15 protein-coding genes and 1 pseudogene are annotated in these 14,631 nt (G+C 58.2%); 6 read left to right on the top strand and 10 right to left on the bottom strand.

The genetic code is table 11. The annotated features are described in order from the left end of the window. Positions 1-67 precede the first annotated feature (67 nt). The 4 genes from EP166_RS19315 to EP166_RS19300 all read left to right on the top strand — a co-directional run bounded on the left by EP166_RS19315 (position 68) and on the right by EP166_RS19300 (position 2,915). Positions 68-1,141: an ABC transporter permease gene (locus EP166_RS19315; protein ID WP_127560179.1), complete on the top strand. Its 1,074-nt coding sequence runs from the start codon at positions 68-70 to the stop codon at positions 1,139-1,141. Continuing rightward, positions 1,138-1,950 carry an ATP-binding cassette domain-containing protein gene (locus EP166_RS19310; RefSeq protein ID WP_246026356.1) on the top strand — a complete coding sequence of 271 codons (813 nt, stop codon included), beginning with the start codon at positions 1,138-1,140 and terminating at the stop codon, positions 1,948-1,950. Before EP166_RS19315 ends, EP166_RS19310 begins: the two co-directional genes overlap by 4 nt. Positions 1,951-1,952: 2 nt before the next feature. Continuing rightward, positions 1,953-2,600, top strand: a complete 648-nt coding sequence (locus EP166_RS19305; protein ID WP_127560175.1) for a nucleoside/nucleotide kinase family protein — start codon at positions 1,953-1,955, stop codon at positions 2,598-2,600. 189 nt (positions 2,601-2,789) lie between these two features. Then, entirely contained in the window at positions 2,790-2,915 is a 126-nt protein-coding gene (locus tag EP166_RS19300) for a hypothetical protein (protein ID WP_246026355.1), read from the top strand. Positions 2,916-2,947: 32 nt separating this feature from the next. Here EP166_RS19300 and EP166_RS19295 read toward each other — a convergent pair whose 3' ends face one another. Together EP166_RS19295 and EP166_RS19290 are read right to left on the bottom strand one after the other, a co-directional pair. Beyond that, positions 2,948-4,153: an ROK family transcriptional regulator gene (locus EP166_RS19295; RefSeq protein WP_127560171.1), complete on the bottom strand. Its 1,206-nt coding sequence runs from the start codon at positions 4,151-4,153 to the stop codon at positions 2,948-2,950. Positions 4,154-4,435: 282 nt separating this feature from the next. Then, positions 4,436-5,092: a pyridoxamine 5'-phosphate oxidase family protein gene (locus EP166_RS19290; RefSeq protein ID WP_246026354.1), complete on the bottom strand. Its 657-nt coding sequence runs from the start codon at positions 5,090-5,092 to the stop codon at positions 4,436-4,438. A gap of 151 nt (positions 5,093-5,243) precedes the next feature. Here EP166_RS19290 and pdxR point away from each other — a divergent pair, with 151 nt between their 5' ends. Further along, on the top strand, positions 5,244-6,686 hold the full coding sequence (gene pdxR, locus EP166_RS19285) for a MocR-like pyridoxine biosynthesis transcription factor PdxR (protein ID WP_246026353.1): 1,443 nt from the start codon (positions 5,244-5,246) through the stop codon (positions 6,684-6,686). On the opposite strand, the gene EP166_RS19280 is transcribed toward pdxR, so the two are convergent. Continuing rightward, positions 6,674-7,180, bottom strand: a complete 507-nt coding sequence (locus EP166_RS19280) for a hypothetical protein (RefSeq protein ID WP_127560165.1) — start codon at positions 7,178-7,180, stop codon at positions 6,674-6,676. The two genes, pdxR and EP166_RS19280, sit on opposite strands and share 13 nt — an antisense overlap. A 29-nt stretch (positions 7,181-7,209) precedes the next feature. Beyond that, positions 7,210-8,742 (bottom strand): annotated as a pseudogene (gene ilvA / locus EP166_RS19275) (threonine ammonia-lyase, biosynthetic); the annotation flags it as partial. A gap of 235 nt (positions 8,743-8,977) precedes the next feature. Between ilvA and rpiA the strand changes: the two are divergent. After that, complete coding sequence (gene rpiA / locus EP166_RS19270) at positions 8,978-9,682, top strand: ribose-5-phosphate isomerase RpiA (RefSeq protein ID WP_127560161.1); 705 nt, start codon at positions 8,978-8,980, stop codon at positions 9,680-9,682. Positions 9,683-9,834: 152 nt separating this feature from the next. On the opposite strand, the gene EP166_RS19265 is transcribed toward rpiA, so the two are convergent. The 6 genes from EP166_RS19265 to EP166_RS19240 all read right to left on the bottom strand — a co-directional run bounded on the left by EP166_RS19265 (position 9,835) and on the right by EP166_RS19240 (position 14,526). Continuing rightward, positions 9,835-10,446 carry a hypothetical protein gene (locus EP166_RS19265; RefSeq protein ID WP_127560159.1) on the bottom strand — a complete coding sequence of 204 codons (612 nt, stop codon included), beginning with the start codon at positions 10,444-10,446 and terminating at the stop codon, positions 9,835-9,837. Between the two features lie 94 nt (positions 10,447-10,540). Then, the gene (locus EP166_RS19260) at positions 10,541-10,984 is read right to left on the bottom strand and encodes a DUF2147 domain-containing protein (RefSeq protein ID WP_127560157.1); all 444 of its coding nucleotides are present in this window, start codon (positions 10,982-10,984) and stop codon (positions 10,541-10,543) included. A 191-nt stretch (positions 10,985-11,175) separates the two neighbouring features. Beyond that, the gene (gene ybaK, locus EP166_RS19255) at positions 11,176-11,661 is read right to left on the bottom strand and encodes a Cys-tRNA(Pro) deacylase (protein WP_127560155.1); all 486 of its coding nucleotides are present in this window, start codon (positions 11,659-11,661) and stop codon (positions 11,176-11,178) included. Further along, positions 11,661-12,173, bottom strand: coding sequence for a GNAT family N-acetyltransferase (locus EP166_RS19250; protein WP_127560154.1), 513 nt, complete (start codon positions 12,171-12,173; stop codon positions 11,661-11,663). The genes ybaK and EP166_RS19250 overlap by 1 nt, the downstream gene beginning before the upstream one ends. Positions 12,174-12,378: 205 nt before the next feature. Next, positions 12,379-13,788: an ATP-binding protein gene (locus tag EP166_RS19245; RefSeq protein WP_127560152.1), complete on the bottom strand. Its 1,410-nt coding sequence runs from the start codon at positions 13,786-13,788 to the stop codon at positions 12,379-12,381. 39 nt (positions 13,789-13,827) lie between these two features. After that, positions 13,828-14,526, bottom strand: coding sequence for a response regulator transcription factor (locus EP166_RS19240; RefSeq protein WP_127560150.1), 699 nt, complete (start codon positions 14,524-14,526; stop codon positions 13,828-13,830). Positions 14,527-14,631 lie beyond the last annotated feature (105 nt).

The raw sequence follows: 14,631 nt of genomic DNA, 5'->3' as shown, positions 1-14,631 counted from the left end.
GGGGCTTTATTGTGAGGCAGGGTCCTGCCCTGCCTAGCCTGTTACGTAGAATTTCTGGAGAGGTCCAATGGCCAAATCCGATTCCAACAGTCCGGTGCATGAATCGTCATTAGGCAGTGCACCGGATGCGGTCGCTTCCTTTGAAGACGACCGGGCTGGTTTTATCAAAAAACTGCAGCATACGCTGCACCTGAACCCGTCCATGGTTCCATTGATTGTCTTGCTGTTATCAATCGCCGTCTTTGGATTGTTGCTGGGAACCCGCTTTTTTTCGCCCTTCGCACTGACCCTGATTCTTCAACAGGTTCAAATAGTCGGTATCATCGCCGCCGCACAGAGCCTGATCATTCTGACCGCGGGCATCGACCTTTCGGTGGGCGCAACCATGGTGTTGTCTTCTGTCGTGATGGGTCAGTTTACCTTTCGCTATGGCATTCCCGTTCCCATCAGTATTGTCTGTGGCCTGCTGTGCGGCATGTTGTGCGGAATGATCAGCGGCTTGCTGGTCTCCCGTGTTCGTTTGCCGCCGTTTATTGTCACGCTGGGCATGTGGCAAATTGTTCTCGCCACTAATTTTCTTTATTCAAAGAATGAAACTATACGCGCGCAGGATATTGAAACCCAGGCATCGTTGCTGCAGTTCTTTGGCACTAAGATCACAATCGGAGGGGCTGTTTTTACCTACGGTGTTGTTTTCATGGTGCTACTGGCCTTGGTGCTTGCCTATGCCCTCAAACACACGGCCTGGGGGCGCCACGTGTATGCTGTCGGCGATGACAAGGAAGCCGCAGAGCTTTCCGGTGTGAAAACCGGGCGGATTATATTGTCGGTATACATGCTCTCCGGGCTGATCTGCGCCTTTGCGGGCTGGGCACTGATAGGTCGGCTGGGGTCCGTTTCACCCACGGCGGGGCAGCTATCCAATATTGAATCGATCACCGCCGTGGTAATTGGGGGAATCTCACTGTTCGGTGGGCGTGGCTCTATTCTCGGCACGCTCTATGGTGCCCTGATTGTTGGGGTGTTTACCCTCGGTCTGCGTTTGATGGGCGCTGATGCGCAGTGGACGTATCTGTTGATTGGTGTGCTGATCATCGGCGCAGTTGCGGTGGACCAATGGATCAGGAGGGCGACCGTATGATGCAACCACACACCCAATCGTCGGAGCATGCGGTAGCTCCGATACTTCATGCTAAGAACCTGGTCAAGCGCTTTGGCCGGGTTACCGCACTCGATCATTGCGACTTCGAGTTGTACCCCGGAGAGATTCTCGCCGTCATTGGCGATAACGGTGCAGGCAAGTCAACGCTGATCAAAGCCATCTCTGGTGCTCTGGTTCCCGATCAGGGCAAGGTCTATCTGGATGGTCAGGAGGTACGGTTCACCTCGCCACTGGATGCGCGAAAACAGGGCATAGAGACGGTGTATCAGCAGTTGGCCATGTCGCCGGCGCTGTCGATTGCCGACAACATGTTTATGGGCCGTGAACTCAGAAAACCGGGCTTCATGGGGCAAGTGTTGCGCCAATTGGATCGCCCGGCGATGGAAGCCTTCGCTCGGGAAAAACTCAATGAACTGGGACTGATGACCATTCAGAACATTCGCCAGCCGGTTGAGACCTTGTCGGGTGGCCAGCGCCAGGGTGTGGCCGTTGCGCGTGCAGCTGCCTTTGGGTCCAGAGTGATCATCCTCGATGAGCCAACCGCTGCGCTGGGCGTCAAGGAAAGCCGTCGGGTGCTGGAGTTGATCAGTGAAGTGAAGGCACGGGGCATTCCCATTGTGCTGATCAGTCACAACATGCCGCATGTGTTTGAAGTCGCCGACCGGATTCATGTGCACCGATTGGGCAAGCGCTTGTGTGTGTTGAACCCGGCTGATTACACCATGAGCGATGCCGTTGCCTTTATGACCGGGGCCAAAGAGCCCGACGTTGAAGCCGTCGGGGTTTAGCCATGGCGAGTATTGCAACTCAAGCGGACGCAGTAGTCGAATTCATTGATCGCGCTGCCCGAAGCGACCGGCGAACTGTGATCGGTATTGCCGGGCCGCCCGGGTCGGGAAAATCGACCTTGGCCGAGGCGGTGGTTCAACAATTGAACCATCGTGCAGGGGATAGTGATCACGCCGCCTTGTTACCCATGGATGGCTTTCATCTTGACAACGAGCTGTTGCTGCAAAGGGATTTGCTGAAGCGCAAAGGCGCACCGGAAACCTTCGACGTCGGGGGGTTGTATGAACTCGTTGTCAGTGCCCGAACCGATGTCGGTGATATTCATTATCCGCTGTTTGACCGTGCGCTGGACCGGGCGCTGGTTGATGCCGGTTTGCTCAGGTCAACAACGTCTATCGTGGTGTTTGAAGGCAATTATCTGTTGCTTGATGCGCCGATCTGGGATGGGTTGACGGAGTTGTTTGATGCAACCGTCTTTTTGAAACCAAGCCTGGAAACCCTTGAAAAGCGTTTGATGGAGCGCTGGCTGGGATTTGGCTTTACGCCTGAACAAGCCGCGCTGAAGGTTCATGAAAACGACTTGAAAAACGCCCGGCTGGTGCTGGAGCACAGCGGGGTTGCTGACCTGACATTGGGCGAAAAGGCTTGAATGGCAGGTCAGACCGGGCCTCTATCGAGCAAAAAAAAACCGATAACTGTACAACATCGTCAGAGCGGTTAGACCGGTTTTGACTGCCTCAAACTGGGAATCTTATGACGTCATTACTGGATTAACTCAAACAATACAGCACGGTTGTCATATGATGTTGAAGGCAGCCTCGACAAGGCTCGACGATTAATGGCCTTGTATCATAAGGCAAGCGTTTCAACGGATCGGGTGCTGATCAAACTGGCCGAGGGTAGTCGCGGGTTCAACGCGGACCAGCAAACCCTGGAGCGCATGAGTCGTGAACGATTGGGTTGACCGGGCACAGTGATCGGCCAGCGCCGGCCTGTTTAGGTTTTGAAAATGGTGGTGGGTGTTTCCCGCAGCAGGGTGTTCTGGTCGATCATGTATTCTGTTGAAATCTGGTAGGAGGCGGCACCCATGGCCCGGGCGAGATAGGAAAAGTGACCCGGCCGCAGTGCGGGTCGCTCCACCCCTTGCAAGTCCAGTTCGTCCAGACTGGATTCTACCTTTCTGACCAGACGGCTGCGCACAGCCACGGGCAAGGCACCGTCGATTACCACGGTTTCGAAATCGATAACGGACAGGGCGGAAACAATGGCATGGGCCAGGCTGCGGCCAGCCCGGGCAAGCCATTGGCTGAGTTCCGGTTCGAACCGCGACCAGTCTGCATCCTGATTATAGAGCTGGCGTGCCAGCTGTGCGTCGCGTGCAGCCAGCATATGTTCGAGCACCACCAGCGAGGCATGGTCCACCAGTCGTTCTCCGCCGGGTTCATCCGGTACTCGCATCGGGCCGAAGCCGCCGGAACTGCCCCGGCGTCCCGGGAAGACGCCGCCATTGAGAACAATGCCACCGCCTATAAAAGTGCCAAGGAACAAATAGACAAAATCCTGCTCCTCCAGTGGCGGACCGAAAATCAACTCGGCCCGGCACGCTGCCGTGCCGTCATTTTGCAGCGTTACCGGCCAGGGGACGCGACGTTTCAATTCGGCTTCAAGATCGAAGGTACGCCATTCATTCATTTCCCGGACCGGTGCATCGAAGTCGGAGGTCCAGCTCCACAGTTCGAACGGCATGGCGATGTTCAGCGCCGATATAGAATCAAGTGTGACTTCGGCTGAGGTTAGTAAAGGGGTGAGGTTATCTTCAAGAAACTGCAGTGTATTGGCGGGTGTGGGGTAATCGTGCACCGCGCTTGCCTGAGCCAGAACGTCACCGACAAAATTGACCACGACCAGATCGAAGGTGCGCCGGCCGATTTTATAACCCAGATAATAACGGGCATCCGGGTTCAGTCTCATCGGCACGGATGGCTGGCCGATTCGGCCACGAACGGGATTGCCCCTTAGCAAGAGCCCTTCTTTTTCCAGCGCCCGAAAAATGACCGATACGGCGTTGGCCGATAAACCCGTCATACGGGTTGCCTCGGCCTTGCTCAGCGCGCCGTGCATCCGCAGCAGATGCAGTACCAAGCGTTCGTTGATACCCCGAACGGTCGTTAAATTGGAACCCTTTAGCGGTTGTGAGCGCATCCGTTACTCTTTGACGTTTGGTTCGGTTGCCCCATTGAAACACTGTGCCAGAGCCATGCCAGTCGCACTCTAGTGTTCGACAGGTCAGGCGTTGTCTTGGCGTGGGGACCTGAGCTTCAGGCCAGGTAAACGACTAGCCAGCCCGGTGAGTTTGGACCTCATGATACCACAGCCATTCAGGCTGTCCGCTACCTGCAAGGTTGGGTGGAGAGAATGCTGTGGTCCGGGTTAATTCGAAGGGAAGCAGGTTGCGGGCCTGACGACAGGCCCGACATCGCCGACTTATTTCGCGTTCAGTGGTAACCGGGGTAGTGACAACCCCACCTGCTGTTTTTCCTGAACGGGCTCACCCCAGCGTTTTTCCAGGGGCATAACGCCGGCCCAGACTGGCCAGTCTGGGCCGGCTGCCTCGTCGTTTACGCCTTCCGCTCTCATTTTGCACGAGGCCTCGCTGATCAGAATGCGCGACAGGCCGGTGGCCTTCAGTTCGTTGTCTGTCATCGGGCGCAGGGCGTCCCAGCGATCCGGTGAGATCTTGTCGAGGAAAATGTGCAATTGCCGGGCTTTCTCGTCCGGGTCGGTAACGGCTTCGGCGGTGCCGAAGAGGGTGGCCGAACGGTAGTTCACCGAGTGGTGGAACGCCGAGCGCGCCAGCACCAGGCCGTCCATTTGCATGATGTTGATGCACACCGGCTGCCCGGGGGCCAGGTTGCGTGCCTTGGCATGGCCGTGCCAGTAAAGGTAATCGCCTTCACGCCAGTGGCAGGTAGGCGTCACGAAGGGCTGGTCATCCACGCTCTGGGCGACGGTGCACAGCAGCGACTCATCGATGATCCGGTTCAAGTGATCGCGGTCGTAGCTGGCCCGGCCCGGGCCACGTTTTACATGGCTGGTTTGGGTGTGCAAGGGGTTGTCTGAATCGGGCAGTCGGGTACTCACGTCAGTGTCCTTATAGGGGCATGGGTTGGGGTGTGACCGGGGGTTAACTGCAATGGTGACTTTAGCCTCGGTCTTTGCCAGCATAGGGTGAACTGGTTTGCTCAAAAATAGCCAGATTGAAAATAATTTTGCAGGCCAGATGACTCTCCCTATGACCATGAAACACGCCTTAGCCAGCCTGACCTTCCACCTGACGGACTCGGCAGACCCCTATTACCTGCAGTTGATTGACCAGGTGAAGGACGGGATTCGCCAGCGGCGGCTGAAGTCGGGAGACAAACTGCCCTCGTCCCGCCAGTTGGCAACTACACTCGGGGTGTCGCGCAGTACCGTGACCCGGGCCTACGATGCCTTGCTGGCCGAAGGGTTTCTGATCAGTGAAGCAAAGCGTGGGCTCTTTGTTGCCGCCAGTGCCCGGGTATTGCTGAACCCGGCGCCACGGGTTCACAGCGTAGCGCCGGTCAAATCGCCGCCAATGCTGACGTGCGATTCCGGGGCCGACGTCGCCGCTTTCCCGGCACGGGACTGGGCCGCCAGTATGAGGCGCAGCTGGCTCAAGCCCGATTTGAATGTGCTGGAAGGCGCCTATTCGGGGGGGTACCCACCGCTCAAGGCGGCCATTGCCGATTATCTGTACCGGGTTCGGGGGGTGAGCTGTACCGAAGAGCAGGTATTTGTGACCTCGGGCAACCGCGACGCCCTGAGCATTCTGCAACATACTCTGGACGCACAAACCACCGATGCTCACTGGCTGCTCGAGAATCCCTGTTATAAGCCGATGCGGGCGTTACTGAGCAACCGGGCCTCGGGCCTGGGTACGCTGAACGTGGACGCCGAGGGTGCCCCGCTGCCACTGCGAAAAGACACGCCGCAGGTGGCCATCATCACGCCGAACCGGCAGTACCCGCTGGGCATCGGCATGAGTCCGGCTCGCAGACAAGGCTGGTTGCAGGCCTTGCAGCAGCATCCGTCGCTGTGGTTGATCGAAGACGACTACGACAATGAGTACCACTTTCAGGGACGCATGGGCGTGCCGCTGATGCAGGCCGATACCCAGGGTCGGTCGTTTCTGGTCGGCAGTTTTTCCAAGGTGCTGTTTCGCGGGTTGCGGCTGGGGTTTGTGGTGGTGCCACCGGGCCAGATCGAGCGGTTTCGGGCCAGCCAGCAAGCGCTGGGCGCCTCGGCCTCGCTGCCCATTCAGCCGGTGCTGACGGATTTCATGCGACATGGCCGGTTCGACCGGCACCTGAACCGGATGCGGCGTCTCTACCGGTTAAAGCGAGACCGGTTGCTGGCGCTGCTGGCAGAGCAGTTGACGCCCTGGTTAGCCTGGCAGGCGCCCCAGGGCGGCATGCACATTCGGGTGATGTTAACGCAAGCGTGGCTGGCCGCCCGGAAGCCAGCCCGCTGGGACCGCCGGATCGCCAGCGACTTGCTGGAACAGAACATTCGTCTGGAAGTGTTGTCGGACCATTACCTCGACCCGGACATGGGCGAGCAGGGGTTTCTGCTGGGGTTCAGTAACCCCGATGAGGCAACCATGGAACAGGTGGTTCGGGCGCTGGCTGACTGGTTCGAGCGTCAGTCGGGGTAAAGCTGCAAAATATCGCTGTCGTTCGACAGGTTGGTCACCATCCAGATCTGTTCGAACGGGTGGTCTTTGGGCACGGTGAAATGGTGGCGCAGGGCCAGCATGTCGTGGTTGTGCCACAGCGGGTTGGCATTGCGGATCACCAGCCAGACACGCCGGGTCTGGTACCGTTTTTGTGCCTTGACCATTAAGATGCGATTGAGCGCATGCAGCAGGCGCTGATGCACATCGTCTTGCATCAGTTCCAGCAGTGCCTGGTGGGTGGCGGGGCTGAGGTCGCGCCCGAGAATGGCCATTGCTTCGACTTCAGAGCCATAGAGATGGGCAATCTCAAGATCGAGGCGCTGGCCGTTCAGGTAACAGGAAACGTCGGGCTTGCTGGGTTTGTTATGCCAGATATGGCGCAACGGCTCCCCATGCTGCCGCTCCCAGGCGCGCATGAAGACGCGTGCGGCCTGGTGTTCGAGATCAACCTTTTCCTGCTCGGTCGGGTTCATACTGGCGGCTCATATCGACGACAACCGGTTCAGCCCAGAAACGCCGCATACACCGGGTTACTGGTTTCTTCCCAGTAAGGATACCCCAGTTCTTCCAGTTTCTGGCGGAAGGCTTTCATGTCTTCGCGCGGCACCTGAATACCGGTCAGTACCCGGCCGTAGGCAGCACCGTGATTGCGGTAGTGAAACAGCGAAATGTTCCAGTGGCCGCCCAGGGTATTTAGGAACTTGCCCAATGCCCCCGGCCGTTCCGGAAACTCGAACCGGAACAGGTGCTCGTTGGTGATCGTCGGTGCATGACCACCCACCATGTGGCGAACGTGAGACTTGGCGACTTCGTTGTCGGTTAAGTCGAGGACCGGGTGATCAGCCTCGCGCAATTCGCTGATCAGTTGCTCGCGCTCTTCCAGACTGGTTATCTTAACACCGACAAAAATGTGGGCCCTGCTCGGGTCATCGTACCGGTAGTTGAATTCAGTGATCGACCGCTTGCCGATGATCGACACGAACTTCTTGAACGCCCCGGGTTTCTCGGGAATGGTCACTGACAAGATCGCTTCGCGGTGCTCACCCACTTCAGCCCGCTCGGCCACGTACCGCAACCGATCGAAATTCGTATTGGCACCGCTGGAAACGGTGATCAGGGTTTTGTCGGTGCAGCCCTCGCGTTCCACGAATTTTTTCATGCCTGCCACACTGACGGCACCGGCTGGTTCGGTGATCGATCGGGTATCGTCGAAGATGTCCTTCACCGCTGCGCAAATTTCATCCGAGGTCACGGTGATGACTTCATCGACGTAATCCTTGCAGATCTTCCAGGTTTCCTTGCCGATCTGAGCCACGGCGATGCCATCCGCAAAGATGCCAACCTGGCTCAGCGTCACCCGGCGTTTGGCTTTCAGTGCTGCGGCCAGGCAGGCACTTTCTTCAAACTCGACCCCGATTACCCGGATGTTGGGCTGCAAGTATTTAAAGTAGGCCGCCATACCGGCGATCAACCCGCCGCCGCCAACCGGGATAAACACCGCATGGATGTCATCACCACGATGCTGGTGCAGAATTTCGCGGGCAACGGTGCCCTGACCGGCAATGATGTCCGGGTCGTCGTAGGGGTGAATGAAGGTCAGGCCACGTTCGGCTTCGAGCTTGCGCGCGTGCTCCAGCGCCTCATCGAAAGCATCGCCATGCAGCACGGCTTTGCCACCACGTGCACGCACGTTCGCCACTTTGATGTCTGGCGTCGTTTTGGGCATGACGATGGTCGCCTTAACCCCCATCAGCCGGGCCGCTTCAGCCAGGCCCTGTGCATGGTTGCCGGCCGAGGCGCAGATGACGCCCTTGTCCAGTTGCGCCTGGGTCAGGGTGGTCATCTTGTTGTAGGCACCGCGCAGCTTGAACGAGAACACCGGTTGCAGGTCTTCGCGCTTAATCAAAATAGTGTTGTTCATCCGACGACTGAGAAAGGCGGCTTTTTCCAGAGGCGTCTCGATCGCCGCCTCATAGACCCGGGCATTGAGTATCTTCTTAACAGTCTGTTCCAGCATGGAAGTTTCCTGGTTAACGGATGAATGTCGGTCGTCGTCTGCGGCCGCATGAGATTTTACGGCGCAGCACCGTAGTGTAAGGGTTTTGGCCGGATGCGGAAACGCAGGCGTACGGCAAATCGCGGCATACTGTTTTGCAACGACGCCGAAGCGGCGCTGGCCTGTGTTACTGAGCGTCACAGCAGCTATAATGCGGCCAAACAAGCGATATCCCAGAACAGTCACCGACGCCCACTGATTACAGGAAAGTCCCATGACCCAAGACGAACTGAAGCAAGCCGTCGCCCAGGCGGCGCTCGATTTCATCAAGCCCGACCTGAAACCGGAAGCCATCATCGGCATCGGCACCGGTTCTACCGCCAATCTGTTCATCGATGCGCTGGCAACCGTTAAAGACCGCTTTCGCGGCACCGTTGCCTCCAGTGACGCCAGCGCCAAGCGCCTGCGCGACCACGGCATTGAGGTGTTCGACATGAACGAGGTGGAAAAGCTGGCGGTCTACGTCGACGGTTGCGACGAAGCCAACCGCAAGCTGCATCTGATCAAGGGCGGCGGCGCGGCCCTGACCCAGGAGAAGATCGTCGCCTCCATTGCCAAGACGTTCGTGTGTATTGCCGACGAGTCCAAGGCCGTGCAAAAGTTAGGTGCCTTCCCGCTGCCGGTCGAAGTCATACCGATGGCGCGCAGTGCCGTCGCCCGCAAACTGCTGAAAATGGGCGGCAACCCGGTCTACCGCGAAGGTGTGGTTACCGATAACGGCAATCAGATTCTGGATGTCTACGAACTGGACATCAAAGACCCGGAGGCGATGGAAACCGCCATCAACAACATTCCCGGCGTGGTCACCAATGGGTTGTTTGCACATCGGCCAGCGGACGTGTTGTTGCTGGGCACCAAAGACGGCGTGAAGAAACTGTCAGTGATTAACACCATGGCTGAGGATGGTGAGTTTTACTGAGTTGGACAGTTTGGGGGTTGATAACTCAAGTGTCGGAGTTCGGGGTGCTACTTGGTGGCAGTGGTCCGCGACGATCACCTGGGGCATCCCTGTGGGATCGGCGTTTACCCGGTGGCTGACACGAGCTCATGCCACAGTATGCAACCTCGCCTTTAAAGCACAGCCACCATTGCCCACAGAGATAGGGCTAGGAGTAGAACGCCGAGGCTTCGGTTTAGTCGGGTTTGGCCGGTTTGCGAGGCGATCAGGCGGGTGCCCCAGGGTTGGCTGGCGAGGACGGCGAGCCAGATGGCATCGATGGCAACCCAGATTAGCGACAGCAGGATGGTGGTTTCGAGTGCGGGTGCATCGACCCAGGCCTGCAACAGCGCCTGAAAGGTGAAAGCTTCGAACCAAAGCGTGGCGGAGAGAGCACCGGTTAGGATGACGCTGACGATGGTGATCGGCCGGGTTGGGTGGCCGGGTTCGGCAATGTAGGTTTTGATCCAGTACCACATCCATAGCCAGGCAGCCATCATGGCGCCAGCGAATACCAGTAACGTTGGCCCCAGCGGCCCTGAATTGGCCCAGACCGTCACCGCCGTTGCCATTAAACCGGCCTGGGTGAGAGTGATCAGCATTCGTGCTGCGATTAACCGCCACACTGGGCTGGCGCGTTCGTGTCGGGCACGCACAAATTCATAGGTGTAACCATCGGCCGGGAGTACCAGCAGCAGACCGAGGGTGATGGCAATTAAAAGCGTAACAGGGTCGATACCGGTCATTAGGGCGATCAGCGGTTAACAGGGAAAGGCAGCATAACGGGGTAAGGCAGGTAGGGAAAGCACGGGCTCAGCGGAGAGCCCGTGCAATGGGTCGTTATTCGACGCGTTCCCAGACCTGAGTCCGGCCGATCAGCGCAAAGCCGAGAAAACCACGGACTTCCAGCTTGGTACCGTTCTCGATGACCTTGGCTTTGGCACTGTATTCCTTGCCATTGGAGGGATCCAGAATGCGGCCACCGTCCCATTCATCGCCGTCTCGTTCCAGGCCCCAGAGAAACGTCATGCCTTCAATTGGCTGATCTTTTCGGCTGCCTTTGCATTCGGAACAGACCGGGTTGGGCTCGGACGGGTTCAGCAGTTCAACGATCTGACCTTGCAGTTCGCCGTCTTCGACCCAGACGCGCACCAGGCTTTTGGCTTCGCCGGTTTCATCATCGATGGTGCGCCACTGGCCTTCGGCCGACATGGATTCAGCCTGGGCCGGGGTGATGGCCAGCGCCAGCATTAGTGTAGTGACGACAGTCAGTAAAGATTTCATTGTTATTTTTCGCTCCTGATTAATAGCCTGCGGTTGAGGTGAAGGCTTGGGGCAAACATAGCAAAACGCCAGCCAGTAACAAGCGAGCAGTGGCGGTTAATGATTCAGATTCACCAAAGCCCTCGCAGATAGGGCTGAAGTAGGGGGCTTCGGCAATAGTTGCCACATAAACCGCTGGGCTCAGCTCAGGTTCAGGCGTCGTCGGTAACGCAGAGTGGCGCAAAGCGGGCGCGGGTCAGTTGCAGCAGATCGGCTGGGGCCAGAGCGATGTCGAGCCCACGCTTGCCGCCGCTGACGAACAAAGTGTCCATCGACTCGGCGCTTTGGTCCACCACCGTGGGCAGGGCTTTTTTTTGTCCCAGCGGGCTGATGCCTCCGACCACATAGCCGGTGGTTTTTTCGGCAATGGCTGGCTCGGCCATCTGCGCCGATTTCAGGCCATGTGCTTTGGCGGCGCGTTTCAGGCTCAGGTTGTGGGTGACCGGCAGAATACAAACGCCCAGTGCTTTGGGGTCGCCGTTGAAGCTGACCAGCAAGGTCTTGAACACTTGCTCTGGCGGCACACCCAGCGCTTTGGCAGCGGCGAGGCCATAGCCTTCGTCACTGTCGCCCACGCTGAAGGTGTGCAGTTCGAACGGTACCTTTTGACGTTTGAGTAACTGAACGGCCGGTGTCATCAGGCGCGCTCCAGCATCCGGGCCATGGCGTGCAGTGACTCGCCGGTGACGCGCTTGGTCAGCCAGCCGTCCAGCGCGCTGGCGCCCAGCGAGCGGTAAAATTGTCGGGCCGGTTCGTTCCAGTCGAGCACCATCCACTCCAGGCGGCCGCAGCCTCGCTCTACGGCCAGGTGCGCTAGGCTGGTAATCAGCGCTTTGCCAACACCAGAGCCGCGCTGGTCCGGTTGCACGTATAGGTCTTCCAGGTGAATCCCGGGCTGGGCGAGAAAGGTGCTGTAGTTCGGGAAAAATAAGGCCATGCCAACGGGTTGGCCATCGCGCTCGGCGATCAGAACTTCAGCCGCTGGCTGGTCGGAAAACAGTGTCTCGGTGAGTTTGGCTTCGGTGGCGACGACTTCATGCGAGAGTTTTTCGTAGTCGGCCAGTTCCTGAATAAACCGCAGAATGTGAGGAACATCGCCGGGTTCAGCCAGACGGATGACAGCGCCGGAAGTGGTGGTGATGGGTGACATGACAGGCCTCGTGAATGAGTGATTGGCCTGAGTTTATAAGATCAGCGGGTAAGTTGTCGCGTTTTAAGGTGGTCGGGTCGTGTGAGAGAAAATCGGCTCCCCGAGGTCCTTAAACAGGCACAAGGCAAACCGGAGTGGTGTGAATTACCACGGTCTGCCATTTGGTTCGGGATGCGCTTGCCGAACCCCCCTCGGGGACATCACCTCAGCTCTGACGCAAGCGCCCGTGCTGGTTCAGTGGCAATCGAATGCGCACGCACAAACCCCCTTCGGGGCGGTTGTAGGCCCGAATATCACCCTTGTGGGCGGTGACGGCGTGCCGGGCAATGTTCAGGCCCAGCCCAGCACCGGAGTTGGATTGATCGAGCCGGTAGAAGGGGTCGAACAACCGTTCCAGTTTGTCTTCCGGTACGCCGGGGCCCTGGTCGCAGATTTCGATTTGCGCCTCACCCTTGTGGGTGGTCAGGTGAACGCTCAGTTCGCCGTCTTCCGGTGAAAAACGCAGGGCGTTGCGAATCACGTTGTCGATGGCGGAATGCAGCAATTGCGGATCGCCCCAGAGGCTGACGGCGCTTTCAATCTGGTCGGTGATCAGGATGTTGTGTGATTTGGATTCAAAGCGGGCGTCCTCAACCACCTGGCGCACCAGGTCGTCGAGCTGCAATTGCGCCGGCTCCAGATGTTGCATTTCATTTTCAAAGCGCGACAGTTTCAGCACCTGAGCGATCAGGCTTTCGAGCCGGTCGCTTTCGCGCTCAATGCGGCTCAGCGCGGTTTCGAGTCCGGTGGGGGCTTTCTGGCGAACGATGCCCAGCGCGACCTGCAGGCGCGTCAGGGGTGAGCGTAACTCGTGGCTGACGTTGCTGAGCAACCGTTGCTGTGCGGAAACCAGCTGCTGCAGGCGCTCGGCCATTTCGTCGAAGTCGCGACCCAGGTCACCCAGTTCGTCGGCGCGTTTGTTGACCGCGCCACCAACCCGGGCATCCAGGCTACCGCCCGCCAATTGCCGTGAAACGCGCCGCAGGCGGGCAATAGGGCGGGTGATTGACCAGGCCAGCACCAGCGCCATGCCGCCAGAGACGAACAAGGCGAAAATGGCGCGCAACCACTGACTATCGAGCCAGAGTGGCAGGTTGGGCGGCGGCAGGGCGGGCACGCCGCGCAGAAACAGGCGGTACATATCGCCACCGACCGACATGGTGATCGGCCCCATCCAGGTTTCCTGGCGCCACTGGCCGACTTTCACGCCTTCCAGCTCCATCATCTCTGACAGCATGACCAGAATGCGCCGTGGTGGTTTGGGGGTACCGAGCAGGTGATAGGTGTCGTCGACCAGGTACCACTGAAAGCGCGACTCGCTGTTAAAGCGATCGAGCTCGTCGATGATTTCCTGGCGGTCACTGGCGAGACGATCGATATTGGGCAGCTTGACCCGATTGAGCAGGCCGATGTGTGACGCGTTGGGCGCGCCAATTTGGTACACCTGCGCCACCTGGTGCGAGACAAACGCCACGGCCAGCACGATCAGCAACAGAGTGACCCAGAAGCTCAGCCATATCTTGCCGAACACCGAGCCGAGCGGATTGATTTTTCGCCAGTTAACTGAAAATTTCATGGCTACAGCCGGTGTCCGGAAGGGCGGGAAGTGGTTCGGTTATTTCGGATCGACAAACAGGTAGCCAATACCGCGAATGGTCTGAATTTTGGGTGTCTCGGTAACCGCCTGAAGCTTGCGGCGCACATTGGAGACGTGCATGTCGATCGAGCGGTCGTACGCCATGATCTCGCGACCGAGCACTTCGCGGTAAAGGTCTTCTTTGGGAACGGCCTTGCCGACCCGTGACATCAGCACGCGCAACACCTTGAATTCACTGGTGGTCATCGGTACGTGCTCGCCCTCACACTCGACTTCGTAGGTGTCGAAGTTCAGGGTTACGCCGTTGCATTCCAGCGTGCCGCTGTCGCTTTCCTGCTGCACTTTATCGAGTTCGATCCGGCGCAGCAGCGCTTTGATACGGGCCAGCAATTCACGGTGGCTGTAGGGCTTGGCCAGGTAATCGTCGGCGCCCAGCTCCAGGCCCAGTACCCGGTCCATCTCCTCACCTTTGGCGGTGAGCATCAGAACGGGAACGGAGGAGTGGTTGCGAATCTGGCGCAGGGTTTCAAAGCCATCGATGCCGGGCATCATGACATCGAGCAGGACCAGATCGTAGCTGTGCTCGCGCAATTGAACGATGCCATCCTCGCCACTGTGAGCAGCGCTGAGTTTGTAGCCTTCGGCATCGAGGTATTCGCCGAGCAGCTCGGCCAGATCGCGGTCATCGTCGATCAGTAAAATATGAGATTCATTCATAGCATTCAGTGTCCTCTATCGTTGCAGCGCTGACGATCCATTTTACCGCTCTTTTACAACGAGCCCGTTATAGTGTTCTCTCCCGCCGTGCCGAGCACCGGTACA

The sequence above is a fragment of the Saccharospirillum alexandrii genome (genome assembly GCF_004000275.1).
GTDB classification, from domain to species: Bacteria; Pseudomonadota; Gammaproteobacteria; order Pseudomonadales; family Natronospirillaceae; genus Saccharospirillum; species Saccharospirillum alexandrii.
This window is presented reverse-complemented; position numbering and strand designations above follow the sequence as displayed.

Coding starts and splice junctions, on each gene's coding strand:
- EP166_RS19300 (WP_246026355.1), top strand. CDS start 2,790: ATGGCCTTGTATCATAAGGCAAGCGTTTCAACGGATCGGGTGCTGATC.
- EP166_RS19295 (WP_127560171.1), bottom strand. CDS start 4,153: ATGCGCTCACAACCGCTAAAGGGTTCCAATTTAACGACCGTTCGGGGT.
- EP166_RS19260 (WP_127560157.1), bottom strand. CDS start 10,984: ATGAAATCTTTACTGACTGTCGTCACTACACTAATGCTGGCGCTGGCC.
- EP166_RS19265 (WP_127560159.1), bottom strand. CDS start 10,446: ATGACCGGTATCGACCCTGTTACGCTTTTAATTGCCATCACCCTCGGT.
- EP166_RS19305 (WP_127560175.1), top strand. CDS start 1,953: ATGGCGAGTATTGCAACTCAAGCGGACGCAGTAGTCGAATTCATTGAT.
- rpiA (WP_127560161.1), top strand. CDS start 8,978: ATGACCCAAGACGAACTGAAGCAAGCCGTCGCCCAGGCGGCGCTCGAT.
- EP166_RS19250 (WP_127560154.1), bottom strand. CDS start 12,173: ATGTCACCCATCACCACCACTTCCGGCGCTGTCATCCGTCTGGCTGAA.
- ybaK (WP_127560155.1), bottom strand. CDS start 11,661: ATGACACCGGCCGTTCAGTTACTCAAACGTCAAAAGGTACCGTTCGAA.
- pdxR (WP_246026353.1), top strand. CDS start 5,244: ATGACCATGAAACACGCCTTAGCCAGCCTGACCTTCCACCTGACGGAC.
- EP166_RS19310 (WP_246026356.1), top strand. CDS start 1,138: ATGATGCAACCACACACCCAATCGTCGGAGCATGCGGTAGCTCCGATA.
- EP166_RS19280 (WP_127560165.1), bottom strand. CDS start 7,180: ATGAACCCGACCGAGCAGGAAAAGGTTGATCTCGAACACCAGGCCGCA.
- EP166_RS19240 (WP_127560150.1), bottom strand. CDS start 14,526: ATGAATGAATCTCATATTTTACTGATCGACGATGACCGCGATCTGGCC.
- EP166_RS19245 (WP_127560152.1), bottom strand. CDS start 13,788: ATGAAATTTTCAGTTAACTGGCGAAAAATCAATCCGCTCGGCTCGGTG.
- EP166_RS19315 (WP_127560179.1), top strand. CDS start 68: ATGGCCAAATCCGATTCCAACAGTCCGGTGCATGAATCGTCATTAGGC.